The 25,069-nt window shown below is 56.4% G+C and carries 23 protein-coding genes, 1 pseudogene and 1 CRISPR repeat array; of the genes and pseudogenes, 8 read left to right on the forward strand and 16 right to left on the reverse strand.

The annotated features are described in order from the left end of the window. Nucleotides 1-158: 158 nt before the first annotated feature. Entirely contained in the window at nucleotides 159-962 is an 804-nt protein-coding gene (gene egtD / locus CAP31_RS12535) for an L-histidine N(alpha)-methyltransferase (protein WP_255377111.1), read from the reverse strand. A 160-nt stretch (nucleotides 963-1,122) separates the two neighbouring features. After that, on the reverse strand, nucleotides 1,123-2,409 hold the full coding sequence (gene egtB / locus CAP31_RS12540; protein ID WP_087447844.1) for an ergothioneine biosynthesis protein EgtB: 1,287 nt from the start codon (nucleotides 2,407-2,409) through the stop codon (nucleotides 1,123-1,125). Nucleotides 2,410-2,545: 136 nt separating this feature from the next. On the opposite strand from egtB, the pseudogene CAP31_RS15190 reads away from it, so the two are divergent. Then, nucleotides 2,546-2,899, forward strand: a pseudogene (locus tag CAP31_RS15190) (DUF5996 family protein); the annotation flags it as partial. 1 nt (nucleotide 2,900) lies between these two features. Continuing rightward, nucleotides 2,901-3,503 carry a DUF5996 family protein gene (locus CAP31_RS15195; RefSeq protein WP_255377112.1) on the forward strand — a complete coding sequence of 201 codons (603 nt, stop codon included), beginning with the start codon at nucleotides 2,901-2,903 and terminating at the stop codon, nucleotides 3,501-3,503. Between the two features lie 16 nt (nucleotides 3,504-3,519). On the opposite strand, the gene CAP31_RS12550 is transcribed toward CAP31_RS15195, so the two are convergent. Genes CAP31_RS12550 through CAP31_RS12565 form a run of 4 tightly spaced genes read right to left on the reverse strand, consistent with a single transcriptional unit; the run spans nucleotide 3,520 to nucleotide 6,780 of the window. After that, nucleotides 3,520-4,602 carry a calcium:proton antiporter gene (locus CAP31_RS12550; protein ID WP_087447845.1) on the reverse strand — a complete coding sequence of 361 codons (1,083 nt, stop codon included), beginning with the start codon at nucleotides 4,600-4,602 and terminating at the stop codon, nucleotides 3,520-3,522. A 13-nt stretch (nucleotides 4,603-4,615) separates the two neighbouring features. Then, complete coding sequence (locus CAP31_RS12555) at nucleotides 4,616-5,566, reverse strand: lysylphosphatidylglycerol synthase transmembrane domain-containing protein (protein ID WP_087448387.1); 951 nt, start codon at nucleotides 5,564-5,566, stop codon at nucleotides 4,616-4,618. After that, the gene (locus CAP31_RS12560) at nucleotides 5,566-6,438 is read right to left on the reverse strand and encodes a decaprenyl-phosphate phosphoribosyltransferase (RefSeq protein WP_087447846.1); all 873 of its coding nucleotides are present in this window, start codon (nucleotides 6,436-6,438) and stop codon (nucleotides 5,566-5,568) included. The genes CAP31_RS12555 and CAP31_RS12560 overlap by 1 nt, the downstream gene beginning before the upstream one ends. Beyond that, a complete protein-coding gene (locus CAP31_RS12565; RefSeq protein WP_087447847.1) occupies nucleotides 6,439-6,780 on the reverse strand; it encodes a hypothetical protein in 342 nt (113 codons plus the stop codon). It lies immediately after the preceding gene. A gap of 440 nt (nucleotides 6,781-7,220) precedes the next feature. Between CAP31_RS12565 and CAP31_RS15250 the strand changes: the two genes are divergently transcribed. Beyond that, nucleotides 7,221-8,879 carry a PAS domain-containing methyl-accepting chemotaxis protein gene (locus CAP31_RS15250; protein ID WP_087447848.1) on the forward strand — a complete coding sequence of 553 codons (1,659 nt, stop codon included), beginning with the start codon at nucleotides 7,221-7,223 and terminating at the stop codon, nucleotides 8,877-8,879. A gap of 127 nt (nucleotides 8,880-9,006) precedes the next feature. Next, complete coding sequence (locus CAP31_RS12575) at nucleotides 9,007-10,776, forward strand: bifunctional diguanylate cyclase/phosphodiesterase (protein ID WP_087447849.1); 1,770 nt, start codon at nucleotides 9,007-9,009, stop codon at nucleotides 10,774-10,776. Here CAP31_RS12575 and CAP31_RS12580 read toward each other — a convergent pair. Genes CAP31_RS12580 through CAP31_RS12595 form a run of 4 tightly spaced genes read right to left on the reverse strand, consistent with a single transcriptional unit; the run spans nucleotide 10,773 to nucleotide 14,973 of the window. Beyond that, a complete protein-coding gene (locus CAP31_RS12580; RefSeq protein ID WP_087447850.1) occupies nucleotides 10,773-11,378 on the reverse strand; it encodes an HAD-IB family hydrolase in 606 nt (201 codons plus the stop codon). The genes CAP31_RS12575 and CAP31_RS12580 overlap by 4 nt on opposite strands. Next, nucleotides 11,375-12,112: an SDR family oxidoreductase gene (locus tag CAP31_RS12585; RefSeq protein ID WP_087447851.1), complete on the reverse strand. Its 738-nt coding sequence runs from the start codon at nucleotides 12,110-12,112 to the stop codon at nucleotides 11,375-11,377. The genes CAP31_RS12580 and CAP31_RS12585 overlap by 4 nt, the downstream gene beginning before the upstream one ends. After that, nucleotides 12,105-13,457: an FAD-binding oxidoreductase gene (locus tag CAP31_RS12590; protein WP_087447852.1), complete on the reverse strand. Its 1,353-nt coding sequence runs from the start codon at nucleotides 13,455-13,457 to the stop codon at nucleotides 12,105-12,107. The genes CAP31_RS12585 and CAP31_RS12590 overlap by 8 nt, the downstream gene beginning before the upstream one ends. A 10-nt stretch (nucleotides 13,458-13,467) precedes the next feature. After that, entirely contained in the window at nucleotides 13,468-14,973 is a 1,506-nt protein-coding gene (locus CAP31_RS12595; protein WP_087447853.1) for a glycosyltransferase family 39 protein, read from the reverse strand. A gap of 76 nt (nucleotides 14,974-15,049) precedes the next feature. Here CAP31_RS12595 and secB point away from each other — a divergent pair, with 76 nt between their 5' ends. From secB to ada, 4 genes are all read left to right on the forward strand, one after another. Beyond that, nucleotides 15,050-15,502 carry a protein-export chaperone SecB gene (gene secB, locus CAP31_RS12600; RefSeq protein WP_087447854.1) on the forward strand — a complete coding sequence of 151 codons (453 nt, stop codon included), beginning with the start codon at nucleotides 15,050-15,052 and terminating at the stop codon, nucleotides 15,500-15,502. 7 nt (nucleotides 15,503-15,509) lie between these two features. Further along, nucleotides 15,510-15,944, forward strand: a complete 435-nt coding sequence (locus CAP31_RS12605) for an SH3 domain-containing protein (protein ID WP_087447855.1) — start codon at nucleotides 15,510-15,512, stop codon at nucleotides 15,942-15,944. Beyond that, nucleotides 15,941-16,945, forward strand: a complete 1,005-nt coding sequence (locus CAP31_RS12610) for an NAD(P)H-dependent glycerol-3-phosphate dehydrogenase (protein WP_087447856.1) — start codon at nucleotides 15,941-15,943, stop codon at nucleotides 16,943-16,945. The genes CAP31_RS12605 and CAP31_RS12610 overlap by 4 nt, the downstream gene beginning before the upstream one ends. A gap of 161 nt (nucleotides 16,946-17,106) precedes the next feature. Beyond that, nucleotides 17,107-18,186 (forward strand): bifunctional DNA-binding transcriptional regulator/O6-methylguanine-DNA methyltransferase Ada, encoded by a 1,080-nt coding sequence (ada, locus tag CAP31_RS12615; RefSeq protein WP_087447857.1) that lies wholly within the window; start codon nucleotides 17,107-17,109, stop codon nucleotides 18,184-18,186. A gap of 223 nt (nucleotides 18,187-18,409) precedes the next feature. Next, a CRISPR array of direct repeats spans nucleotides 18,410-21,496; the repeat unit is 29 nt; unit sequence CGGTTCATCCCCACAGGCGTGGGGAACAC. Nucleotides 21,497-21,626: 130 nt separating this feature from the next. On the opposite strand, the gene cas2e is transcribed toward ada, so the two are convergent. From cas2e to cas5e, 6 genes are all read right to left on the reverse strand, one after another. Beyond that, on the reverse strand, nucleotides 21,627-21,923 hold the full coding sequence (gene cas2e / locus CAP31_RS12620; protein WP_087447858.1) for a type I-E CRISPR-associated endoribonuclease Cas2e: 297 nt from the start codon (nucleotides 21,921-21,923) through the stop codon (nucleotides 21,627-21,629). Beyond that, a complete protein-coding gene (cas1e, locus tag CAP31_RS12625; RefSeq protein ID WP_087447859.1) occupies nucleotides 21,904-22,824 on the reverse strand; it encodes a type I-E CRISPR-associated endonuclease Cas1e in 921 nt (306 codons plus the stop codon). Before cas1e ends, cas2e begins: the two co-directional genes overlap by 20 nt. Before the next feature lie 7 nt (nucleotides 22,825-22,831). Then, the gene (locus CAP31_RS12630) at nucleotides 22,832-23,131 is read right to left on the reverse strand and encodes a type II toxin-antitoxin system RelE/ParE family toxin (protein WP_087447860.1); all 300 of its coding nucleotides are present in this window, start codon (nucleotides 23,129-23,131) and stop codon (nucleotides 22,832-22,834) included. Next, nucleotides 23,128-23,406, reverse strand: coding sequence for a YlcI/YnfO family protein (locus CAP31_RS12635; protein ID WP_223247281.1), 279 nt, complete (start codon nucleotides 23,404-23,406; stop codon nucleotides 23,128-23,130). The genes CAP31_RS12630 and CAP31_RS12635 overlap by 4 nt, the downstream gene beginning before the upstream one ends. A gap of 173 nt (nucleotides 23,407-23,579) precedes the next feature. Continuing rightward, nucleotides 23,580-24,296, reverse strand: coding sequence for a type I-E CRISPR-associated protein Cas6/Cse3/CasE (cas6e, locus tag CAP31_RS12640; protein ID WP_087447862.1), 717 nt, complete (start codon nucleotides 24,294-24,296; stop codon nucleotides 23,580-23,582). A gap of 5 nt (nucleotides 24,297-24,301) precedes the next feature. Next, nucleotides 24,302-25,066, reverse strand: a complete 765-nt coding sequence (cas5e, locus tag CAP31_RS12645) for a type I-E CRISPR-associated protein Cas5/CasD (protein ID WP_087447863.1) — start codon at nucleotides 25,064-25,066, stop codon at nucleotides 24,302-24,304. Nucleotides 25,067-25,069 lie beyond the last annotated feature (3 nt).

Raw genomic sequence — 25,069 nt, forward strand, 5'->3', positions numbered from 1 at the left:
CCTGTATCGGGCAAGATACAGTTATCATGCGTATGAATATTTAATTCAATGCTGAGACAGCAAACCGTGCCTTTACTTCAATCACGATCAGCCCATCATCCACCGGACCTGCGCGAAAAGACGTTGCAGGCTAATACGGGCAAGAAAAACCTGGCTGATTAAACCGGCCGCAGGCAATGCACACTAAACAGCGCGTCGTCGTCCTGCCACGCCTGTACGCCGGCAAACCCGGATTGCGCTGCCAGCGTCTGGAATTCCTCGACGCTGAATTTGTAGGAGTTCTCGGTGTGAATACTCTCGCCGGGTTGGAATTCAAAACGGCAGCCGTTGATCCGGACACGTTGCGAGGCGGTGGCAACCAGATGCATTTCGACTCTGCCGAGCTTTTCGTTGTAGAAGGCTTCATGACGGAAGGCTTCGACATCGAAATCGGCATCGAGCTCGCGGTTGATGCGTTCAAGCAGATTCAGGTTGAATTTCGCCGTGACACCCTGATCATCGTTGTAGGCGGCATGCAGCAGTTCCGGGGATTTCTTGAGGTCGACACCAATGAGCAGCCGGCCGTCCGGCCCTAGTAGTCTGGCGATACTCCGAAGCAGCTCGCGCGCTTGAGCAGGATCGAAGTTGCCGATACTGGAGCCGGGGAAGAAGGCTGCCCGTTGTTGGGCATCGAACAAGTCCGGCAGTTCGAACGGTTTGGTGAAATCGGTACAGATCGCATGGACTTCCAGTCGCGGATGATCCTGGGCGATAGCGCCTGCCGCCATGCGCAGGTATTCACGGCAAATATCAACCGGTGCATAGGTCTGCGGCTGTATCGTTTCCAGCAACACGCGGATTTTGGTATCGCTGCCGCTTCCGAGCTCGACCAGTATGCCGTCGTTACCCAGCAGCCGGGCCATGTCTTCGCCATACCGCTGCAGCAGTCCGATTTCGGTACGCGTCGGATAGTATTCCGGCAATCGGGTGATGGCATCGAACAGCTGCGAACCCTGTTCATCATAGAAGAACTTGGGGACAGATATTTGGTTTTCCCGCTCAATCCGGCAATGACGTCCGCATGGAAATCATCCAGTGCGGGCTGCAAATCATGAAAATGAAAATTGTTGGTAACACTACGCATCACGCATCCTCCGCCAGTCGAAACCCCTGAAATTGCCAACGTTCGTGGGGATAGAAAAAATTCCGGTAACTGCCGCGAATATGATCGGCGGGGGTTATGCACGAGCCGCCCCGCAATACCATCTGGTTACACATGAATTTGCCGTTATATTCGCCGAGCGCACCCGCTGCCGGACGGAAACCCGGATAGGGCTGATACGGCGAAGCGGTATGTTCCCACACATCGCCATACATCTGCTGCAGGCCGTCTCCATCCGCTGCGACTGTCGGTTGCAGGTAGTTGCTGTCGGCCAGATTGCCTGCGACCGGGAGATTCCGCGCAGCGATTTCCCATTCCGCTTCGGTGGGCAAGCGCTTGCCGGCCCATGCGGCATAGGCTTCCGCTTCATAGTGGCTGACATGACAGACCGGTTCGTCGAGGCTCAACCTGCGCAGCCCGCCGAGGGTGAACTGCCACCATTCGCCATCGACTAACTCCCAATACATCGGACTAGAGCAGTGCAGGCGCTTCACCGCTGCCCAGCCGTCGGCAAGCCAGAAACGGGGTGTGCTGTATCCGCCGTCATCCATGAAGGCAAGATATTCGCCATTGGTCACGGGCCGTGAAGCCAGACGAAAGGGATACAGATAGGTGCGGTGGCGCGGCAATTCATTGTCGTAGGCAAAGCCGCCGCCTTCATGGCCGATCTCATGGAGGCCGCCGTGGAATTCGATCCAATGCAGTGGCGGCACCGATGCTTCCGCTATCCGGGGCAAGTCGCTGCGATAGCAGGGGCGCAGCGGGTTCGCGTGGAAATTCAACTTGATGTCGGTCAGCAACAATTCCTGGTGCTGCTGTTCGTGGTTGAGGCCGACCTCCAGGCGCTGCCGTACGCCCGGCCATATAGCCTCATCTGCGCCGGACAACAGCTGCTGCATGTGTTCGTCCACATGCGCCCGATAGCGATATATTTCTTCTACGCCCGGACGTGACAGGAATCCCCGCTCATGGCGCGGATGAAACTTGCCGATCTGCTCGTAATAGGAATTGAACAGATAACCGAACGCCGAATGAAACTCCGTGTAACCGGCAAGATATTCCTTGAGCAGGAAAGTTTCGAAAAACCAGCTGACATGCGCCAGATGCCACTTGGCCGGACTGGCTTCCGGGCATGTCTGGATCACGTAATCTTCGGGAGATAGCGGCATACACAGCGCTTCGCTGCGCCGGCGCACGCCCAGATAAGTGTCCATCCAAAGACTGCGCTGATTATCCGCGAGTGCCAAGGCTGCATGAGGGAAAGTCATAACACTTCCTTTGCCGGCGTGCGTTCAAAATCCGTTGACAGCGACATCACAATAAATTGCAGGCTGAACAACGACACGATGTAGGCTAAAATCGTAGTTGATTAGGCCGCGCTTGTAAAGTTTGGCAGGAGGGATAATGAGCACCCAGACCGCATTTTCCAATGACACATGGCCAAGCCTGCCGCTCGAGGATTGGAGCGAAACCTGTACGACCTTGCAGCTGTGGACGCAGATCGTCGGCAAGATCCGGCTGGTGCAAAGCCCGTGGCTCAATCACTCCTGGCACGTCACGCTGTATTTGACCGCCAGAGGCCTGACCACGATGCCCATTGCGCACGGCACCCGAACTTTCCAGATCGATTTCGACTTTGTCGCGCATCAGTTGACGATACAGGTGAGCGATAGCGGCACAGGCGGTTTTGCGCTCGAGCCGCAGTCGGTGCAGGCGTTTTATAAGCGTTTGATGAAGGAAATGGACAGGCTGATGCTGCATGTGCGCATTAACACAACGCCGAACGAAGTCATCGACCCGATTCCGTTCGATCAGGATCGAGACACACTGCGCCTACGATCAGGAATATGCCGCCCGGTTCTGGCGCATACTGGTTCAGACCGAACGGGTTTTCAAGCAGTTTCGCGCCCGCTTTATCGGCAAATGCAGTCCGGTGCATTTTTTCTGGGGGGCTGCGGATCTGGCCGTTACGCGCTTTTCAGGGCGTCGGGCGCCATTGCATCCTGGCGGAATTCCGGGCCTGCCGGATAGAGTGACGCGTGAAGCCTATTCGCATGAAGTCAGCAGTTGCGGGTTCTGGCCGGGGGGCGGCCAGATTCCTTATCCGGCATTCTATTCCTACGCCTATCCCGAACCGCCGAACTTCGCCAAAGTAGCGATCCAGCCAGCTGCCGCCTTTTACAGTACCGATTTCCGCGAATTCATCCTGCCTTACGAGGTCGTACGGCAATCGGCATCGGCGGACGATACGCTGCTTGCTTTTTTGCAGACGGCATATGAAGCCGCAGCCGTGCCAGGAAATTGGGATCGTGCCGCGCTGGAACGCGACAACGATCAATTTATGCGATCAAGCACCGCTTAGGATCAGGATAACAAGGTCACGACACCCCCAACAACGTCAGCATCACAAACGCTGCAAACAATGCGAAGTGCGTCATGCCTTCAATCGCATTCGATTCGCCGTCATGCAAATTATTCATGGTCACCAGAAAAGTCACCAGCAACATCCCCGCCTGTACCGGAGTTAGCGCCATATCGATGCGTGCTCCGGTAAACAGGGCGATGCCCTCTATCACCGGCACGGTCAGCAGCACGGTCGCCAACGACGCGCCCAGTGCGATATTGACGGTGGTCTGCATGCGGTCATTGCGTGCCGCATTCAGCGCCGCCATCAGCTCCGGACTGGCGGAGATCAGCGCAACCATGACGGCAGGTATCGCCAGCGGCAAACCGCTGCCTTCGAGGCCGTGGGCCAGCAGCGCTGCCAGCAGTTCCGACAGGATGCCCACGCCGATAACAGCACCTATCAGCAGCAGCACATGCAACCAGTTCGGACAGCCCTGCATGTCGTGCGCTTCTGCTTCGACGTCACCAAACGAGAAGAAAGCACGGTGTTCGATGGTCTGCAAACGCAGGAACGCAAGGTACAGTATCGCCATGATCACCACCGAGAACACCGAATAAATCTGCCACCGGGTCGCAGGCACGAAATCCGGGATAAACATGCCGATACCCACCGCCGTCAACAGCATCGCCACATAGGCGTTGGCGGCATCGAGATTGTATTGCTGCACGCCATGCTTGAGTCCGCCGATGATCGCGGCGATACCCAATATACCGTTGATATCCAGCATGATCGCGGAGTACACCGTATCGCGCGCCAGCGTCGGGCTATGATTCTGGGTCATCATTACCGCCAGGATGATCACTTCTACCGCGACCGCCGATACCGTCAGAATCAGCGTGCCGAACGGCTCACCCAGACGTACGGCCAGCACTTCGGCATGATGGGCGATGCGAAAAGCCAGCCCTATGACGCCCGCCAGCACGACGGCAAACAGCGTCCATAACAATGCGCCCCCTGCTTCCAGCGCCGCATGCTCCAGTGCAAAACCCGCCACGCCTATCGCCGCGGCGATCAGCATGAGCCATTCGCGCCGTAACTGTTTGATCAAAATCATTCCCGTCTCCGTATCAATGTCTATGCCGCGACAGCTGCATCATCGCCACACCGCCCAGCGCTATCGCGAACCACAGCGTAGTCAGCCTGATAAGTAAAGTCACCGCGACTGCATGCGCCTGATCGAGCTGATGGTACATCAGCAGACCTACCATCGTCGCCTCGACGCCGCCCAGACCGCCTGGCAAAAAGCTGATCGCGCCGACCAGCATGGAAAACGCATAAATGAACATCGTCGTCTGCAGGCTGATGTCACTGCCCAGACTGTGCAACATGAAATACAGCGCCACACCCTCGGCGCCCCACGCCACCACGCCGATGGCGAGGCCTAGCGACAATACCGGAAAACGCAGACACGATCCAGCATGGCGCACCGTGGTGAATGCGGCATGCGCTATCTTTGCCAGCCCCGACGTAAGCCATCGCTGAAAAAAGCCATCCAGCATGGCGAGCAAGCGACCCTGTTGCAGCACCACCAGACCAGCGATCAGCACACCGCTCAGTATCAGCACGAACGGCTGCGCTGCCGGATACACCCAGACGCCCAGCGCCGCCAGTATCACCATACTGATCAGGTTCGATGCCTGCTCGCTGAAGAATACCGCAACGCTTTTGGCGTAATCCACACCGTGTGCTTTGAGAAATACGCTGCGAATAGTCTCGCCGACTTTGCCGGGCACGATGGTCATGCTGAAACCAGCCATGTAAATGCGGAAATGTTCGCGCCACGGCAACGTATGCCCCAGCTGCGCCAGATACAGCTGCCAGCGCACAAAGCGCAGCACGTAATTGAGCAGGGACAATAACAGCGCCGCGCCGGTCACCAGCCAACCCACTTGCGCGATGACCGCCGTCACCTCTTCCCAGCCGCTCCACAATACCGAGCCGAGATAGCCGGCCACACTCAGCAGCACTACCCATATCAGCGCGTGCCGACGCCAGCCATGCAATGGATGAAGTTGCATCAGCGGATCAGCCAAAACGTCGCCGCGCCCCAGGCCAGCACCGCCAGCAGCATATGCGGGTCGCGCACCACATCGCGCGACGGATCGCCGCCGCCATGTTGCTGATGCAGCAAATAGATATAACGGAACACGCCGTACATCACGAAAGGCACGGTATAAATCAGATTGCTGGTGCCGTGGGTATGGACCGTGTCGGGGCTCATGGTATACAGGCTGTAACTCATGATCACGCCGGACGCGGTGATGCCTATCATCTTGTCCAGCAGCACCGGGCTGTAATGCGCCAGCACCTTGCGGTGCGCGGTTTTGGTCTCGGCCAGCTCGATGATCTCGGCGCGGCGTTTGGCGAACCCCAGAAACAGCGTAACCATCAGCCCGCACAACAGCAGCCACTGCGACGGCGGAATGCCGACACCCAGCGTACCTGCCAGTATCCGCAGCATGAAGCCCGCGGCGATAATGAACACATCAAGGATAACGACATGCTTCAGACGCAATGAATACGACAGATTCATCAGTGCATACAGCACGATGATCACCAGTACCATCGCCGCCACCCATCCCGCCAGTAGCAAGGCGATCAGCATCAGCAGCGCCGCGAACACACCGGCTGTGCTCATGCCGAGCTGATTGGCCGCGAGCGGACGCAGGCATTTTTCCGGATGCAGGCGATCCTGCCCGCAATCCACCATGTCGTTGATGATATATACCGCGCTCGACATCAGCGAAAAGGCCAGCGCAGCCAGCACGACCTGCAATACCAGATGGCCGTCATGCCAGGCATGGCCGAACAGCAGCCCGGTGAACACGAAACTGTTTTTCAGCCACTGGTGCGGGCGCATCAGCCGCCACAAATTCAATATTGTTTTCATTTATTTTATATTCAGCCTGTTACGAAATACCTGCCCCGCAACCGTTAGTGCGGCTTGCACGGCTGCCTGGCGGGCAGGGTCTGCATTTGTCGCCTCATGCAGCATCTGCCCCGCTAGCTGCTCGAATTCTGCAAAAGCCGCTGACACTTCAGCGGCCTCCAGTTGCGGCACGGTAATCGGCGCCGCCGCCGCGGCTACATCGTTCAAGCCCCGCAACACCGCGTAACGCGGAATCATGCGCTGGCCGCCGCCTTCTTCCGCTGCCACCAGCGGGCCGACTTTAGTGTAACACCTGCCTTCAAATTCAAAATGCGCGCCGATAGGAAGATGCTGAAATTTCATGATGAGAATTCGAAAACGCTAACTTCGATATGCTAAAGCCTATTGCCAAAAACACAAGGAGAATATAGCTGATTCATGCACGAAAGGGACTCGCGCCCAGGCGCTATTCAGGTACAGCGATGCCGCCGCAGACGCAATGGCCGGTCTGCCGAACAGATAACCTTGACCATGACTGAATCCGATCTTTTAATTTTATCTAAAACGAATTCGGTTTCCATCCCTTCCGCCGCCAATACATACCCGGCGTTCATGATTCTATAAGCCAGACCCTCGATGATGCTGCTGTGCCAACGCACACATCAGCTTTCGAAATATCGGGATTCACACTATTGGATCTTCAAAAGTTACAGATATTTGACAACAAGATAAGAATATAAGAATATAAGAATACCATCACGCTCAATTCCTCCAGCTCCGTTTGGCAGCAGAAAGAAAAATAAATGCGTATCAATATGCCCGTCACCGATCATGAATATGTACTGGATGAAGAACGCTCGATTGTTTCCAAAACCGATCTTGCCGGCAGAATCGTTTACGTAAATCCGTATTTTTGCGAAGTCAGCGGATTCAGCCCGGACGAACTACTCGACGCACCACACAATATCTTGCGTCACCCGGACATGCCCAGAGAGGCATTTGCCGACATGTGGCAAACCCTGAAATTGGGCTTGCCGTGGACCGGCCTGGTCAAAAACCGCTGCAAGAACGGTGACTATTACTGGGTTAAAGCCAATGCCACGCCGATCCGGGAAAACGGCCAGGTGGTCGGTTATATGTCAGTACGCACCAAGCCTGAACGTGAAACGATCGACGCCACGGCACCGATTTACCAGAAATTCCTCAACAACCAGGCTAATGGCCTGAAAGTCTGCCGCGGCCAGGTCGTGCGTACCGGTCTGGCAGGCGCACTATCCCGACTGGGCACTACGCCATTCACAACGCGTATCCATCTCAGCGCAATGCTGATCATGCTGTTTTCATTCATCGCCTACGCGCTGCCCGATCTGTTCGATATCCATAGTCAAGCGTGGATACTGGCATCTGTCTTCATGGCGCTCGCAATCACCCTCAATCTATGGGTATTCCTGATCAAGCGGGTCGCTCAGCCGTTAAAACAGGCCACCGATATCGCCCGCGCGATCGCCGGTGGCGACCTCACCGTCAAATTCCATTCCGTTCAGAACGATGATGCCGGACAGCTGCTGCAGGCCCTGGAGCAGATGAATATCAACCTGGTTTCCATCATTGGCGACGTCCGCACCAATATCGCGACCCTCAATACCAGCGCCAAGGAAATCGCGGACGGCAATATGGATCTGGCCAATCGCACTGAGTCGCAAGCATCAAGCTTGCAGGAAACCGCCGCCAGCATGGAAGAGTTCGCCTCCACCGTAAAGGGCAATGCGAGCAATGCGATGCAGGCCAACCAACTGGCCGAAGCCGCATCCACCATCGCCATCAAAGGCGGCACCATCGTCAGCCAGGTCGGCGACACGATGAACGGCATAAGCAGTTCCGCGCATAAGATTTCCGACATTATCGGCCTAATCAACGGCATTGCATTCCAGACCAATATCCTCGCCCTCAATGCCGCGGTCGAAGCTGCGCGTGCCGGAGAACAAGGCCGCGGCTTTGCCGTAGTCGCCACCGAAGTGCGCAGTCTGGCGCAGCGTTCCGCCGCTGCCGCAAAAGAAATCAAGGTGCTGATCGATGAATCTGCCGACAAGGTCGATGAAGGCAACAAGCTGGTACAGGAAACCAGACTCACCGTGGAAGACATCGTTAATTCAGTGCAAAAAGTCACCCAAATGATTAGCGAGATCACTGCCGCCAGCCGCGAACAAGGTATCGGTGTCGATCAGGTCAATCGCGCCATCAACGAAATGGACCGGATCACTCAGCAAAATGCCGCCCTGGTCGAACAAGCCGCGGTCGCCGCCGAAAGTCTGTTCGAACAATCCAACGGACTCGCGATGGCCGTCAGCGTTTTCAAATTCCAGCAAAATACGGGAGTCAGACAGATCAAATCGGCAGCGGCATCCCACCGTCAAAAATTGAAAGTGCTGACGCCCACCGCTGCTCTCGGTGTCCAGCACTGAATATATTCGACGGCAATTTCAACATGAAACCCCGCTTATGCGACTGCGGCGGACGACTTAAATCACGCCGCCTGCAGCCAGTAACAGTCCGGCAACTCTCAAACCAGGCAAGCTTCCTGCCGACGCCATGCTGATCTCCCTGACCGCACTTCTGGGTTTGTTGGCGTTAGCGGGCCTGGCGCTGTATCGCTACCGGACCGAGCAAACGCAGGCGACACAACGTCAGCAACTGGCCAGCCGTGTCTTCGAAACCACGGATGAAGCCATTATCGTCACTGACGCGGCGGTCAACATCATCGCGGTCAATCCGGCATTCTGCCGCATCACCGGCTACAGCGAAGAGGAAGTTCTGGGAAAGAATCCGCGCCTGCTCAGCTCCGGCCGCCATGACAAGCATCACTATCAGGCCATGTGGCAAGCATTGCTGAACGAAGGTAGCTGGGCCGGGGAAACCTGGAACCGGCGCAAAAATGGCGAGACTTTCCCGGAATGGCAAACCATCAGTGCGATCAGGGATGCCAAAGGAAAGCTCATTAATTACATTGCGGTTTTTGCCGACATCAGCACCATGCATCGTGCGCAGGCGAAGATCGAGAATCTGTCCTGGCGCGACCCGCTTACCGGCCTGGCGAACCGGGCCCTGTTCCTCAACCGGCTGGAGCAGGCATTGGCCAATGCCGCGCGCGAAGGCCTGATCGCCTATGTATTGCTGCTCGACATTGACCGCTTCAAGAACATCAACGAAGCTTTTGGCCTGATCACCGGCGATGCGGCACTCAAGGCCATCGCCGGGCATTTCGGCCAGGCGCTGCGCACGGAAGATGTGCTGGCGCGACTGGATTCGGACGTGTTTGCGCTGCTGCTGCCGTGCATGAGCGCTGACCGTACTGCAACCGGTCACGAGATCCTGGTAGTCGCGGAGAAACTGCGCAATCTGCTGCGCAACGGCATCGAAGTCGAAGGCAAGCTGATCCATCTCGATGCCGGCATCGGTATCAGCATCATCACCGAATCGTCGAACGAAACCGCGCTCAACGTTCTGCACCATGCAGACATAGCCATGCGCCAGGCCAAATCCGCAGACAGCAACCGCATCGTGTTCTTTGAAGCCGCGATGGGACAGGGCATCATGCAACTGTACCAGCTGGAGCAGGAACTGCATCAGGCGGTCGCGCAGAATCAGCTGCGCCTGTATCTGCAGCCGCAGGTCAACGCGAACGGAGTGCAAATCGGCGCTGAAGCGCTGGTACGCTGGCAACACCCGGAACGCGGCCTGATCCCGCCCTCGGTATTCATCGCGCTGGCGGAAACCTCCGACCTGATCGTGGCGATAGACCGCTGGATGATGGCTGGCGTGTGCCAATTGCTGGCGCAACTTCAGGCGCGGAATAGTGCATTGCGCATTTCAGTCAACGTCAGCCCGCGGCATTTCCGGCGTGTCGACTTCATCGAGGAGATCAAACTGCAACTGGCAGCGACCGGCGCCGATGCCAGCCATCTGGCACTGGAAGTGACCGAAGGCCTGGTGATAGGCGATATCGACCAGGCCATTGCGAAAATGAACATGCTCAGCGCATTGGGCATCCATTTCTCGATGGACGACTTCGGCACCGGCTATTCCAGCCTGTCGCACCTGAAGCGCCTGCCGATCCGGGAACTGAAGATCGACAAGAGCTTCATTGACGACATCACCACCGACAGCAACGCTGCGGTACTGGTGGAGACCATACTGGCGGTAGCACGCCATATGCATTTGCAGGTCGTCGCAGAAGGCATCGAGACTCAGGAACAGGTGGATTTCCTGAACAGGCATGGCCGGGTCATTCATCAGGGCTACCTGTTCGGCCGCCCGGAACCGGTTGAGCAATGGCTGGAAAAACTGCCCGTGGCCGTTTAAACTTCAGGCATCCGACGGTAATAAGCGTGATCTGCCAGCGCCAGCAGCTCACGGTCGCCTTTGCTGTCGCCGTACGCATACAGCGTGTACGCCTCACGCTCCCCCAGTAGCGCCTGCAGTCGTCGCGTTTTCTCGACCCCGTAGCAATTGGCACCGGACAGCTGCCCGGTATAGACATCCGCAGCCGTCACCAGACGCGAGCCGATGATCTCGGTAATGCCCACCGTCTGCGCCCACGGCTGCAAATAGCACTCCAGCGAAGCGCTGACAATCACGCAGCGATGGCCCTGTTGCTGGTGCCAGCGCAAACGCGCCAATGCGCCGGGGCGGATCTGTGCAGGCAGTTGCCGCGTAGCGAAATCATGCGCGATCTGCCGGATGGCCTCGACTTCCTTTCCGCTCAGAAACTTGGCCAGCACCCGCGCCTTGGCATGATGATTTTTCACCAGCCCCAGACCATAACCCAGCAGCACCGGAGACAGGCTGAGCATCTGCTGCGCATAGCGCACATTGCCCGCCACTGCGCGCAGGAACGGCAGAAAACTGTCGCCATGGGTCAGCGTCCCGTCAAAATCGAATGCGGCGACCACCGGCCTGGTCATAATTTCAGACGCTTGAACACGGCTTCAGGAATGGCCTTGATAATCAGCATGATGTAGCGCCAGAACCACGGCAGGTAAATCACATCGCCGGATCTGCCCAGCGCGCGCACGATGCGCTCGCCGATGTATTGCGGCGAAGCCACCAGAAACAGGCCAGGCATGCCGTAAGTCATTGCGGTATCGACAAAACCCGGTTTCACGGTGATGACCCGCACGCCGCTCGCGAACAGCCGGTTGCGCAAACCTTGCAGATACAGGCTCAGCGCCCCCTTGGCGGCGCCATAGGTATAGTTGCTCTGCCGCCCGCGGTCGCCGGCCACCGAGCTGATGCCGATGATGAAGCCCTGCTTGCGCGCTTCCAGATAATTGGCGCAATGGCTGAGTATCGACGCAGCGGCGGTGAAGTTGATCAATATCACTTCTGCGCCCACGCTGAAATCGCGTGCGGCCTGCTGGTCGCCGAGGTGACCGAGCGCCAGCACCACGCCATCCATCCCGCCCATCTCGGCAAGCGCCCGGGTGAAAAAGCGGCCATGACTACTGGTGTCTTCAGCGGCAAACAGGCCGCTGAAGACAGTGACGCGATAGCGCAGCTGCAAGTCAGCGGCGATACGCGCAAGCTCGTCGCCATTACGCCCTGCGAGGTAGAGATCGTAATCCTTCGCCGCAAAAGCCTCGGCAGTGGCGCGAGCAATGGCGGAAGTGGCACCCAGAACAAGTACGGTTTTACGCATAGCCTATCCCCAATCGACGTGACAGGCTGGACTGGAAGCGGAGCGCCGGATCGACATCCTGCTTGATCGCCAGCCATTCCGCATAACGCGGATACATCACGCGGAATTCCTGCGGCGTAAGCACCGCATCTTTCGCCAGATACACGCGTCCGCCGTAATGCAGCACGATCTCGTCCAGCTTTTTGAGCAATGCGAATACGCCGCTGTCGCGCAGCGGAATGTCCAGCGCCAGGGTATATCCCGTCATCGGGAACGACAGCAAACCCTGATCCTGCGGGCCGAGGCGTTTCAATACCGCAAGGAACGACGGACGGCGGCTTTGCGACAGCGTTTTCAGTAACGCCGTCACCGCCTCGAACGCGCCGCTGTCCGGAATCACGCACTGATACTGCACGAAGCCGCGCTTGCCATACAACCGGTTCCAGTGCGCAATGCCGTCCAGCGGATAGAAATACTCGGTGTAATGCGCCAGGAATGGCGCGGTCTTGCGGCCCTGTTGCCGGTAATACAGTGCATTGAACAGCTTCACCGTGAACGGATTCAATGCCATCGCCGGCAAATCGAACGGAATACTGCGTGACCGCCTGGGCCGCGCGGTCTGGGGCAACGCCACGGGATAATTTTCCTGCTCGGCATGGTGGCCGCACATCAGCACACTGCGCCCCAGACTGATGCCGCTTGCCAGGCAATCTATCCACGCCACGGTGTATTTATCGTCCAGCGTCGCATTGTTGAACAGCGCGAAAGTCTCCCCCAGATTTCTTGAAGTGTGATGCCGCACTTGCATAAACGGACTGCTGACGGGAATGAGCTGCAGGCTCACTTCGCCGATGATGCCGGTCAGCCCCATGCCCCCCACCGTCGCCCAGAATAACGCCGCATTGTGCGAAGCCGAGCAGGTCACCCGGCTGGCGTCCGCCAGTATCAACTCGATTGCGATGACATGCTGGCTGAAGGCGCCGTCCGTATGGTGATTCTTGCCATGCACGTCCGCCGCGACACAGCCGCCCAACGACGCGAACCGGGTTCCCGGCGTCACCGGCAGAAACCAGCCCTGCGGCACGATCACGTCGAGTATCTCTGCCAGCGTTATGCCTGCTTCAGCGCGCAGTACGCCGGTCGCGGTATTGAATTCCCGCAGGCGATTGACGCGTTCGGTCAGGATTACCTGCTTGCCCAGCGCGGCATCGCCATAACTGCGTCCCTGCCCGCGAGCGATCTGCTGGGCGGCTGTAGGCCGCAAATCCTGATAGCGCTCGGGGCGCACCTGATCACAAACTTCGACCGGATAACGCCCCCAGCCGGATAATGGCCTGCTCAATACAGGTATGGCTGAAGTGCTCATATTTCCCCAATCAGCGCGGGCAACTGGCGCCGGCAAAATATTTATCGCAAAAGTAACAGTTTTTGTAAGGCAGAAACGCCGGGATCCGATAATAACGGTCACGAATTTGCGTGAGGATGCCGTCATGATAGGCCGGGTAATTAAAATTATAGCCGAGCGTCAGATAAAAAATCGCATCGCGCACTTTCAGCTCGCGCACTTCGACGCGCGCAAAATACGGCGTATATTTCCGCAGCTCGGGCGGCGATTTGTCGATGGTAAGAATGTTGCGCCCCGCCATCTGCCGGTAATCGGTATTCATGTCGTCCTGCCGGGCATGCTGCGACCCCGCACCGTACACGAAGAACTCCCGGCCGGCGTGATAGGAGATGATGGCCGAATTGGAATAACCGTCCGTCGCCATCAGGAAATCATGCTGGTAAGGGCGCAATGCAGCGAGCACCTCATCATTGTGCATGAGGAACACATAGCCGCTATACAGCTTCTTGCTGTGCTGCCATGCAGAAGCCGGCGCAGCCAGCAAACCGGCGATGATCAGCAGATGCACCGCCGTAAACCAGGCCATGAATTTCGCGGTCCTGAGCAGTTGCGGCACCGTCAAATGCAGGGCCAGCAACAGGTAGAAGAACGGATAGAACGCCAGTACCCAGTGCAGACCGATGGTTTTTTTCACCGACAGCAGCAGGAAGAAGGCGATCGGCACCCAGAATGCAAAGGCGTACAGCCTGAAATCAATCCGGGCAAACGGCCTGGCCGCACCGCGCTGCCGCCACCAGTAATACACGATGGGCGGCGTCATCAGGTACAGCGTCGTGCCCAGATAAGTCAGCACATCCTTGTACGAGAACTGCGCGCCCTGATTGCGGTTGTACAGGTTGAACAGGATGTTGTCCCAGCAATGCGTGTAATTCCAGTACACATTCACCGCCACGAACGGCATCGCCGCCAGCACCAGCAGCAGAAAACCGAACCAGCGCTGCCTGCGCTGCGGCGTAAACAGGAAGAATACCAGATACGCCAGCCCCAGCAGCACCGCAAAATACTTGGACAGGAACGCCAGACCCATCGCCGCGCCCGAAAGCACGTACCAGCCCAGCTGATCGCGCTGCAAAGCACGCACCAGCGCATACACCGAGAGGAACACAAACAGGATCAGCGGCGTATCGGTCGTGATCAGCACGTCCATGATATTGACCGGCGAGATCAGGAAGATCATCGCCGCGAGTGCGGCGCGGCTGGCATCCAGCGGCTTGAGCAGGCGATAGATGCCCATGCCGATCAGCGTGGAAAACAGCACCGCCGGCAAACGCATCACCAGCTCGCCGTCGCCGATGAAGCGCAGCAGATAGATGATCCAGCCCACCATCGGCGGATGATCGTAATAACCGAAATCGAGATGTCTGGCCCAGATGATGAAATACGCCTCGTCCCCCGACATCGGCAGAAAAAACGCCAAGGCGAGCTTGACGACGAGGGTAAGGACGAGAGTACGCTGATAAGCTGTTTGCAGGTTCATTCAGCGATTTTACCTCAACCTAATCGCCCACATTCGGGTTAAAATGAGATTTTTAAATTAACCTCACGGAGTCGTCATGAACGATCAGGAACAACAAGCGGTTTTTGCGATTGAAAAACTGTACGTCAAGGATTTATCAGTAGAAGTGCCTAACGCACCGCAAATTTTCCTGGAGCGCGACGCACCTGAAATCGACGTGCAGTTGGCCACGCATAGCGCGCCTGTCGCTGAAGACATCTACGAGACCACCCTTACCGCAACCGTTACCGCCAAAATCGGCGACAAGGTGATGTTCCTGGTCGAAGTCGCCCAGTCCGGCATTTTCCGCATCGCCCAGATCCCTGCCGAACAACTGAACCCGGTACTGGGTATCGGCTGCCCCAATATCGTGTTCCCGTATTTGCGCGAAACCGTCTCCGATCTGGTGACGCGCGCAGGCTTCCCGCCGGTGATCCTGAATCCGGTCAATTTTGAAGCCATGTACATGCAGCAACAGCAGGAATCCAACGAAACCGGCACCACGCACTAAAACTGGCATGATACGGCGCTTACTCCTATCCATCCTCATGCTGGCTGCAGTGCCGGCACAAGCACTGGATTTCCGCTCAACCGCAAATCCGGCGGCGGTACTGTATGACGCACCATCGACGACAGCCAGGCCACTATTCGTGCTGAGCAAAGGCTACCCGCTGGAAGTTGTGGTCAGCATTACCGGATGGGCAAAAGTGCGTGACAGCAGCGGCGCGATGGCATGGATACAAGCCGCGCAACTTTCGGCAACCCATACCGTCGTCGTGCGCCATGCCACCCAGATCCGCGCCCAGGCGCAAGACAACGCCCCCGTCAACGCACAGGTCGCTGCAGGCGTCATTCTGGAATGGCTGGAAAACGCCAGCGGCGGCTGGGCAAAAGTGCGCCTGCCCGACCAGAGCGTCGGCTATATCAAACTCGATCAGGTGTGGGGCGCATGAATATCGCGATACTCGGCGCGGGGGCATGGGGCACAGCGCTCGCCGTCAATTTTGCCAAGCGCCATGACGTGACTTTATGGGCACGCAATCCGGCACAAGTTGCCACGATGCAGCAAACCCGCACCAATGCGAGGTATTTGCCGGGCGTTGCGCTACCCGAACAGCTCGCATTTTCTGCCGATCTCGCGGCCACGGTCGCCGTAGCCGATGTCGTCATCGTCGCAACACCGAGCGGCGCCTTTCGCAGCGTACTCAAGAGCATTGCCGATCAGGTGGCATACACACCGGTGATCTGGGTATGCAAGGGTTTCGAATCGGGCACCATGAAACTGCCGCATCAGGTCGCAGCCGAAACGCTGCCTGCGACCACCCCGCGCGGCGTATTATCCGGCCCAAGTTTTGCCCAGGAAGTCGCAGCAGGGCTGCCCACTGCACTCACCCTCGCCAGCCAGAATCCTGCTGCCTTGTGCGTCGCCAGCCTGCTGCACGATCATCATCTGCGGGTTTACACCAGCACCGATGTCATCGGCGTGGAAGTCGGCGGCGCGTTAAAGAATGTCATCGCCATCGCCGCCGGCATTTCCGACGGCCTGCACTTCGGTTACAACGCCCGCGCGGCACTGATTTCGCGCAGCCTCGCCGAAATGACCCGCCTCGGCCATGCGCTGGGCGGCCAGACCGAGACCTTCATGGGACTCACCGGCATGGGCGACCTGATCCTCACCGCCACTGCCGACCTGTCACGCAACCGCCAGGTCGGTTTGCGTCTGGCCGCCGGCATGAGCCTGGAAGCCATCCTGCGTGATCTCGGCCACATCGCCGAAGGCGTCACCACCGCACGTGAAGTCGATCAGCTCGCGCAACAGCTTGGCGTGGACATGCCCATCGTCCATGCCGTGTGCCAGATACTGTATCAGGGCGTCGCACCGAAAACCGCGGTTGAAGCACTGCTCAATCGCGAACCCAAGGCGGAGTCAGGCGACAGCAAGACTGCGCCATAGCGCGACCCTTCCGCGCCCCATCCGACGCGCAATCACCTGCATCACTTGCCGCCAGCACAAAATCGCCACCGGTTCGATTCCACAGCAAGAAACGGAGTGCGCCCGGTAAAATCCTCGCTAAAATGAATCATCAGTGCAAAATGCGAGCGAGGAACACCATCATGCCTGCCCTGCCGACTCAAAATAACCCTGCCTTCAACGCGGACGACGACGCACGCTGGGCGGCGGTTGTACACCGCGATGCTGGCGCCGATGGCCAATTCTATTATTCCGTCTCGACGACAGGGGTGTATTGCCGCCCATCCTGCCCTTCGCGCCTGGCCCGCCGCGAAAACGTACGTTTTCATGCCACCTGTGCCGATGCAGAGCAGGCGGGTTACCGGCCATGCAAGCGTTGCAAGCCGGATCAGCCATCCCTGACCGAGCAATACGCCACGATGGTAGCCGAGGCCTGTCGACAAATTAAAAACGCCGAGGTGGCACCTGACCTTGACACGCTGGCGCAGCAGGCCGGATTAAGCCGATTCCATTTTCACCGCATCTTCAAGGCGATCACCGGCGTCACGCCCAAGGGCTATGCGACGGCACATCGCGCACAACAGGTGCGGCACGCACTTGCACGCAGCGCGACGATCACCGATGCTATTTATGGCGCAGGCTTTAATTCCAGCGGACGTTTTTACGCCGAATCGAAGCAGATACTGGGCATAACGCCGACCGATTTCCGTGCCGGCGGCGCCGATACTGCGATACGCTTTGCGGTGGGCGAATGCAGCCTGGGCGCGATACTGGTCGCGGCAACCGAGATGGGCGTATGCGCGATCCTGCTGGGAGACGATGCCGACATGCTGGTACGCGACCTGCAGGACAGATTCCCCCATGCGGAATTAACCGGCGGCGACAGCGATTTTGAACAATGGGTGGCGCAGGTAGTCGGCTTCGTCGAGGCCCCGGCACGCGGACTCGATCTGCCTCTGGATATACGCGGCACGGTTTTCCAGCAACGTGTTTGGCAGGCTCTACGTCAGATTCCCGCCGGCTCGACCGCCAGCTACAGCGAAATCGCCGAGCGCATCGGCTCGCCAAAAGCGGCACGTGCCGTCGCGCAGGCATGTGCCGCCAACGCACTTGCCGTCGCCATTCCATGCCACCGCGTGGTACGTAACGACGGCGCACTTTCGAGGTATCGCTGGGGGATAGAACGCAAACGCACCTTGCTGATACGGGAAGCGGCCAAATGAATCGCGAATGAAAATCTGCTCCCTTGACCGCCGCCGCAAGTTTCATCAGCGCGAAACGCGGCACAACGCCATGTCTGTAACGTCTGCAATCAGGGAATGGCCGCTGGCGACCTGTCCGACAACAAATCCTCAACGACCGAACAACGCACTGGCGCAATTCTGCTCCGCCATTTCTTAGAGACGCAAAAAAGACGCCGGTGCCATATTACCCTTCGTAACTACCATAGCCCCCCCCACAGGCGTGGGGAACACCGCTGCAAGCTGGCGCGTATCCTCGCTCAAACCAGGAACTCCCCACAGGCGTGGGGAACACGCCGCTCAATGAGCGAATCGGTGTTTTCTTGGCGGTTCATCCCCACAGGCGTGGGGAACACTTCACAGCGAACTCCCAGTCAGCTCTGAGTAGCGGTTCATCCCCACAGGCGTGGGGAACACGAATGTTGTCACGTGGGGGTAACCCACCGAGGCGGTTCATCCCCACAGGCGTGGGGAACACGGAACGTGCCAAATGCAGACTAATGACGGGCGCGGTTCATCCCCACAGGCGTGGGGAACACGGTGTGGATGGGACATAAAGACATAAAGACGACGGTTCATCCCCACAGGCGTGGGGAACACGCGACTGCGACGACACCGGCGTTTTTTTGAGTCGGTTCATCCCCACAGGCGTGGGGAACACTAAGCTCCGGCTGCCGTGCTGGTGTAACCGTTCGGTTCATCCCCACAGGCGTGGGGAACACATTTTGCCATTCTATGGGGTAAGATACCCCAGCGGTTCATCCCCACAGGCGTGGGGAACACACCACGCCGAATACCAACTCATCCGGCAATTGCGGTTCATCCCCACAGGCGTGGGGAACACAAAATCACCATGCATAGTGATGCAGCCAGCAACGGTTCATCCCCACAGGCGTGGGGAACACGCTGCCGTGCTGTAGTAGCCTGAGCTTGCTGCCGGTTCATCCCCACAGGCGTGGGGAACACTTCTGATGAACAATAATGGCACAAACAAATTGCGGTTCATCCCCACAGGCGTGGGGAACACAACTGTTACGACAACGCAATCATTTGTGTTGACGGTTCATCCCCACAGGCGTGGGGAACACTGCAAATTGCAACGTGCCTTTTAACCTGCCGTCGGTTCATCCCCACAGGCGTGGGGAACACACCTTCACCAAGTTGCCGCGCCCATTCTTCCCCGGTTCATCCCCACAGGCGTGGGGAACACGTTCCTATGTCTGGTCAGGACATGAATGGTGTTCGGTTCATCCCCACAGGCGTGGGGAACACTCAGGATAGAATATATCTACCACAATGGTTTCCGGTTCATCCCCACAGGCGTGGGGAACACCTCAATTTCGCTTACAAAATCGGCGCTAGCTGCGGTTCATCCCCACAGGCGTGGGGAACACTCGTTGCAATGGGTACATCCCTGCGCTAGACCCGGTTCATCCCCACAGGCGTGGGGAACACGATTCCGCAAATTTCAATTAATCGCATTCTCGCGGTTCATCCCCACAGGCGTGGGGAACACATTTTATGAATATTTATCACGTAGTTTCAATAACGGTTCATCCCCACAGGCGTGGGGAACACACTTGCTCATTATACTAATTTCGATGTTTCTGCGGTTCATCCCCACAGGCGTGGGGAACACATCAAGTGTACGATTAAATATTAAATAAAAGTCGGTTCATCCCCACAGGCGTGGGGAACACAATTCTATTTTAAATTTACATTCTCCTAATTTTCGGTTCATCCCCACAGGCGTGGGGAACACTTAAATAGGCCCTACGCTAGGCGCGCTGATACCGGTTCATCCCCACAGGCGTGGGGAACACATCATTAAAAATTCTGGCAATGTAGGAGGAAACGGTTCATCCCCACAGGCGTGGGGAACACTTTAATCAGGCTGGCTGATTGCTGTGCCGATGCGGTTCATCCCCACAGGCGTGGGGAACACGTTATTTACAGAACTCCAAGGGGGAGAAAAATCGGTTCATCCCCACAGGCGTGGGGAACACTGAGGCAGAGCAGCACCTAGGACGAATCAACGCGGTTCATCCCCACAGGCGTGGGGAACACTTTGACTAATCGAAACTGACCATGTTAAACCGCGGTTCATCCCCACAGGCGTGGGGAACACATCAGACACTCTGTATTTGCAACCTGCAAGCTGCGGTTCATCCCCACAGGCGTGGGGAACACGTCTAATGTCTCTTTCTGACCTTTTTTAAAGTCGGTTCATCCCCACAGGCGTGGGGAACACGTTGCATTGCGTAATGTACTGTTTACCATTCTCGGTTCATCCCCACAGGCGTGGGGAACACATTACAGAAATTACAGCGCCCACTTCGGAAGGCGGTTCATCCCCACAGGCGTGGGGAACACTTCAGTAGCTATAATTAAATTAATCCGCATTTCGGTTCATCCCCACAGGCGTGGGGAACACTTAAATCGCCTATATCATCAAAGGCGGATTTGCGGTTCATCCCCACAGGCGTGGGGAACACTTAATCTGTGCTCTCAGTAACGCAAACCAATTCGGTTCATCCCCACAGGCGTGGGGAACACCTAAACGATGCCGCCCACGTATCCCCGTTTGCCGGTTCATCCCCACAGGCGTGGGGAACACTCCAATAGCACCTGCGAGCCCAAGGCGGTCACCTGGTTCATCCCCACAGGCGTGGGGAACACGGTATCAAGTGATCGATAACGACCTGCTTACCCTGGTTCATCCCCACAGGCGTGGGGAACACTCGCCTACTCTATATTTCCATAAGTTACCAAGCGGTTCATCCCCACAGGCGTGGGGAACACGCAAAACCTTAGCCAGTAAGTCTGCATATGGTGCGGTTCATCCCCACAGGCGTGGGGAACACGCCGCTGTGCTCGTGTATCCGTTCGCCGTAACCGGTTCATCCCCACAGGCGTGGGGAACACTTAATATCATGCTCAGATAACCCCCGCGTCATCGGTTCATCCCCACAGGCGTGGGGAACACATTCACTCGCGTTACCGACTGCGGTTTTATCTGCGGTTCATCCCCACAGGCGTGGGGAACACGTCACTTGCTGCGCCGATTCCAGCAAAAGCGGCGGTTCATCCCCACAGGCGTGGGGAACACTTTGGATTCAATAGCAGCGGCTGGAATGTGGCCGGTTCATCCCCACAGGCGTGGGGAACACTTAAACTGGCCGTTTTTCTTGCGTGGCTGTTTCGGTTCATCCCCACAGGCGTGGGGAACACATCAGCGTCACCCACACCGGCATAAATCACGCCGGTTCATCCCCACAGGCGTGGGGAACACACTTCTTCTTTCTCACTGAATTTACAGCGATTTTTAAACACCTTAAATTCCACCAATTTTTCCAGCTAAAATTCAACGATGGAATCGTTGCTGAATTTTACGCCCCCAGCCAGAAATATTCTTCTATTTTTTAAAGAACAGTACCGTCGTCCAGCGGCAAGAAAGATACGAGTTTCGCGCCATCCATTTCCACCGGTATGCGTCGATTCGCACCCAATGTCATGAAATCGAAGCCAGCTTCATTGTTGGTACGCCAAGCAATCACCGCATTCCCTTGTTCTATACCTTCTTCAACCTGTTTCCAGATGTTGTCTCTGACCTTGGCGGAGTAATTTCCGACATAAACGCCAGCGCGAATTTCCAGTAGCCACACGGCAAGACGACCACGCAATCTGGGCGGTGCGTTTTCAAGAACGATGACCAGCATCGCCCAGGCTTTCAGGATTAGGGATAGCGGGAGCAACCGATTCTTCGGGTGGTGTAGGCGGGGTAATTTCACCCGCCGCAAGCATTTCTTCGATGGTAGGGATAATCCTTTCCAGCAGGCGCGTTTCCCGAAAAGCATCACGGCAGCCAAGGCGCACCTGCTGTTCTGCATTGTGCGGATTTTTTGCCGCGATACGGAAGGCGACAGGGACAACCGTCTCGAATTTAAACACATCGGCCACATCGTAGATAAACGATAGTGGTTTCCCTGTATGAATGAATCCTACCGCCGGTGCATAGCCTGCTGCAAGAACTGCCGCTTCGGTCACGCCATAAAGGCACGCAGTTGCCGCGCTAAGGCAACGATTGGGGATATCCCCTTTATCCCATTCGCTGGTGTCGTAATTGCGCGCTTTCCATTCAACGCCGTATTTCTTGGCCAACAGTTGATAAGTTTGTCGCACACGAGCACCCTCGATGCCGCGCAACTGTTCCACACTGCGGCGGCTGGGAGGCTCTTCACCAAAGCGCATGGCGTACATCTTGCGCACTACCTTGAGCCGCAAATCGTCGTCCAATGCCAGCCTGGCCTGATAGAGCAATCGATCCGCACGCGCGCCGCCTGGCTGGCCGGAAGAATAAAGCCGCACCCCCGCTTCGCCAACCCACACCAGCAACGTGCCCACGCGTGCGGCCAGCGCCACTGCCGCATGGGAAACACGGGTACCGGGCTCAAGCATCAGACAAGCCACACCCCCAACGGGTATATGAGTACGTACCCCATTTTTGTCTACCACCACAAAGGCGCCATCGAGGACATCAAGCTGCCCTTTATCAATAAACAGGATGGAAAGGCGCTCTTTGATGGTGATGGGTTTGAGTGGGGGCAGAAGTCCGGCCATAGGAAATTTAAAAGAAATCTTCTTCGCGTTGATGACGTATGGCCAACACGGTCACAGTCCGACTGTCTTCGATTTCAAACAGTGCGACATAACCGTTCGTGCCAAAACTGATAATCAGCTCGCGCAATAGCGGATGCTCCGGCGATGCCTTGCGGCAACTGAAAGGGAACATGCGCAAGAACTCCAATCCTTTGGCAATAGCGGTACGGGCACGTCTGGCGGCTTTCACATCCTGCACAGCAAGAAAGTCGAAAAGGCGTTGCAAATCCTTCGCGGCAGCGGGCGTAAAGCGAACCGTGTAATTCACTTGCGTGCAGCCGCCTTGCGCGAACGTGCCAGCGTTTTATCCAACCCTGCCAACATCTCGTCTGCCGAGATATATTTGCCTGTTTTGCGTGCCTCATCTCGCGCCGCCAGCCCGCGTGCGACAAATTCCTGCTGCATTGCCCGGCGCTGAATATTGAATTGAATCGCCTCCAGCACAAAACCGGAAAGCGTTTCACCTTCCATCAACGCCGCCTCGGCAGCGGCACGCACTTCTTCGTTTACCCGTAGCGGCGGGATAGTGGATGTTTTAGTCACTGTTTTCATCATTTTCCTCTTTTTGCATTACAGATGCGATGCAGTATCGCCCATGCCGATTTTAAATGCAAATTCCTCACCCAGAATATCAAGCTGCCTTTCGTCGATAAACAGGATGGAAAGACGCTCCTTGATGGCGATGGGTTTGAGTGGGGCAGAAGTCCGGCTATCATTTAGCTCCGGCGTACCAGCATTAATCCGCAGCCGAAGGCTTTGGCATGACCCAAACCGTTAAATAGCACTTGCTGGAATAACTCAGGATTAGTCACGATCAGCTCTCCTGAAAAGTCCACGGTACTAAAGCGAATATCACGCTCACCCGCTTTATTCTGCTGATATGCATCAACGCTTGCCGTAATAATAGTAAAGCCATTATTGCCTGCACGTGATTGCAACCACTCAATACAAGTCTTTTGCACTATTTCATACAGCAAGGGCTTGTTATCCCCATCTTGCCACTCTTTCCATTTTGCATCATTGCCAAATCCGTGTTCCGCCAATAGCTGTTTTTTTGCTTGCATCACAACATCATGCCGTTGCGATTTGCCTGCGCTATTTTTTTTTGTAATCACTGGATTAACGCGAAGTTGGAAAGACAAGCGTTGATCTTCAGCAAGTTGCGGGGCATAGTCTTTACTCTGTATCTTCCATGCATTGCTAAATGCGATAGGCGGGCGCTTTGACACCACATAAAACCGAGGAATCTGATCCACATCATGACGACGAAAAATAAAATCGCGAGCCTGATCCTCTACACTCGGGAAAAATCGCCATAACAACTGATGTTCGGCATAAGGTTCTTTTTTATGCACTATCGAGGCTGATTGCGCTAGCTCATGCGACGCTTGTCGCAACAAACTCTCTTCTGGTGTAATAACACTAAAATACATGACGTTTATTCCTTCACTAACAAAGCAATATGTTCGTTACGGTCTGAGAATTGCCATCCTTGCCGTGTAATCACCTGGTCTTTACGAATGATGCTCAAGTCGCGTTGCGCACCAACAACTGACAAGTCATCCGCGCCGAAATCATCACCCCAAATAATTTTCCGGATGGCTAAATTGTTTGGCTCGGTATGTTTGGGTAATTGCTGTTGCCACAGATCAGCCAATTGTTGCTGATAATCCGAAAATGCCGTGTTGATGGTTTCTACGTCCAAAACACAAGGATGCAAAGGCACCGCAATAGGGCAAGACTTGCGTCCCAGATACAGCACAAACTTTGGCTTTTTCAGCGCCTCGACTAACTGCGCTAATGAATGAGGCGCATTCGCCACCGTTTGCACCGCCACCAATGCGGCAGCATCTTGCCGATAATCACGGCTCGATAAAATGGTGTTGAGGTCCTGCTTAGGCAATGACAACTCATCCCGTCGCGTCGCGTGTGGCCGTTTTTTCAGGTCAACGCGACTAGGAACCTGGGAGGTATGGTAATCGCGCAGCAATCGCCCCTGACTCAGCACACCCACTGCCAAACGATAGCCGGTGCGTAACGCCGTTTGCGCAACATTATCGTCACGATCTATACCCAATGCAGCACCTAGCAAGCCTTGTATGGCGGACTGGCTCGGATATTCTGCACTAGGGCGATATTCACCTACCGCCACGTCACCCCACGAGGACAAGGGTGCTTGCAGTTGAAAAATCAAGGTTTCCATAGC

The organism is Sulfuriferula sp. AH1, from assembly GCF_002162035.1.
Lineage (GTDB): Bacteria > Pseudomonadota > Gammaproteobacteria > Burkholderiales > Sulfuriferulaceae > Sulfuriferula.

Bases quoted from the DNA above. Each gene is read 5' to 3' on its own strand.
- CAP31_RS12565 (WP_087447847.1), bottom strand. From the start codon at position 6,780: ATGAAATTTCAGCATCTTCCTATCGGCGCGCATTTTGAATTTGAAGGC.
- CAP31_RS12580 (WP_087447850.1), bottom strand. From the start codon at position 11,378: ATGACCAGGCCGGTGGTCGCCGCATTCGATTTTGACGGGACGCTGACC.
- cas6e (WP_087447862.1), bottom strand. From the start codon at position 24,296: ATGTATTTTAGTGTTATTACACCAGAAGAGAGTTTGTTGCGACAAGCG.
- cas1e (WP_087447859.1), bottom strand. From the start codon at position 22,824: ATGGCCGGACTTCTGCCCCCACTCAAACCCATCACCATCAAAGAGCGC.
- CAP31_RS12590 (WP_087447852.1), bottom strand. From the start codon at position 13,457: ATGAGCACTTCAGCCATACCTGTATTGAGCAGGCCATTATCCGGCTGG.
- cas2e (WP_087447858.1), bottom strand. From the start codon at position 21,923: ATGCTGGTCATCGTTCTTGAAAACGCACCGCCCAGATTGCGTGGTCGT.
- egtB (WP_087447844.1), bottom strand. From the start codon at position 2,409: ATGACTTTCCCTCATGCAGCCTTGGCACTCGCGGATAATCAGCGCAGT.
- CAP31_RS12560 (WP_087447846.1), bottom strand. From the start codon at position 6,438: ATGAAAACAATATTGAATTTGTGGCGGCTGATGCGCCCGCACCAGTGG.
- cas5e (WP_087447863.1), bottom strand. From the start codon at position 25,066: ATGGAAACCTTGATTTTTCAACTGCAAGCACCCTTGTCCTCGTGGGGT.
- ada (WP_087447857.1), top strand. From the start codon at position 17,107: ATGCCTGCCCTGCCGACTCAAAATAACCCTGCCTTCAACGCGGACGAC.
- CAP31_RS12595 (WP_087447853.1), bottom strand. From the start codon at position 14,973: ATGAACCTGCAAACAGCTTATCAGCGTACTCTCGTCCTTACCCTCGTC.
- CAP31_RS12610 (WP_087447856.1), top strand. From the start codon at position 15,941: ATGAATATCGCGATACTCGGCGCGGGGGCATGGGGCACAGCGCTCGCC.
- CAP31_RS12605 (WP_087447855.1), top strand. From the start codon at position 15,510: ATGATACGGCGCTTACTCCTATCCATCCTCATGCTGGCTGCAGTGCCG.
- CAP31_RS15250 (WP_087447848.1), top strand. From the start codon at position 7,221: ATGCGTATCAATATGCCCGTCACCGATCATGAATATGTACTGGATGAA.
- CAP31_RS12555 (WP_087448387.1), bottom strand. From the start codon at position 5,566: ATGCAACTTCATCCATTGCATGGCTGGCGTCGGCACGCGCTGATATGG.
- CAP31_RS15195 (WP_255377112.1), top strand. From the start codon at position 2,901: ATGTGCGCATTAACACAACGCCGAACGAAGTCATCGACCCGATTCCGT.
- CAP31_RS12550 (WP_087447845.1), bottom strand. From the start codon at position 4,602: ATGATTTTGATCAAACAGTTACGGCGCGAATGGCTCATGCTGATCGCC.
- CAP31_RS12575 (WP_087447849.1), top strand. From the start codon at position 9,007: ATGCTGATCTCCCTGACCGCACTTCTGGGTTTGTTGGCGTTAGCGGGC.
- secB (WP_087447854.1), top strand. From the start codon at position 15,050: ATGAACGATCAGGAACAACAAGCGGTTTTTGCGATTGAAAAACTGTAC.
- CAP31_RS12585 (WP_087447851.1), bottom strand. From the start codon at position 12,112: ATGCGTAAAACCGTACTTGTTCTGGGTGCCACTTCCGCCATTGCTCGC.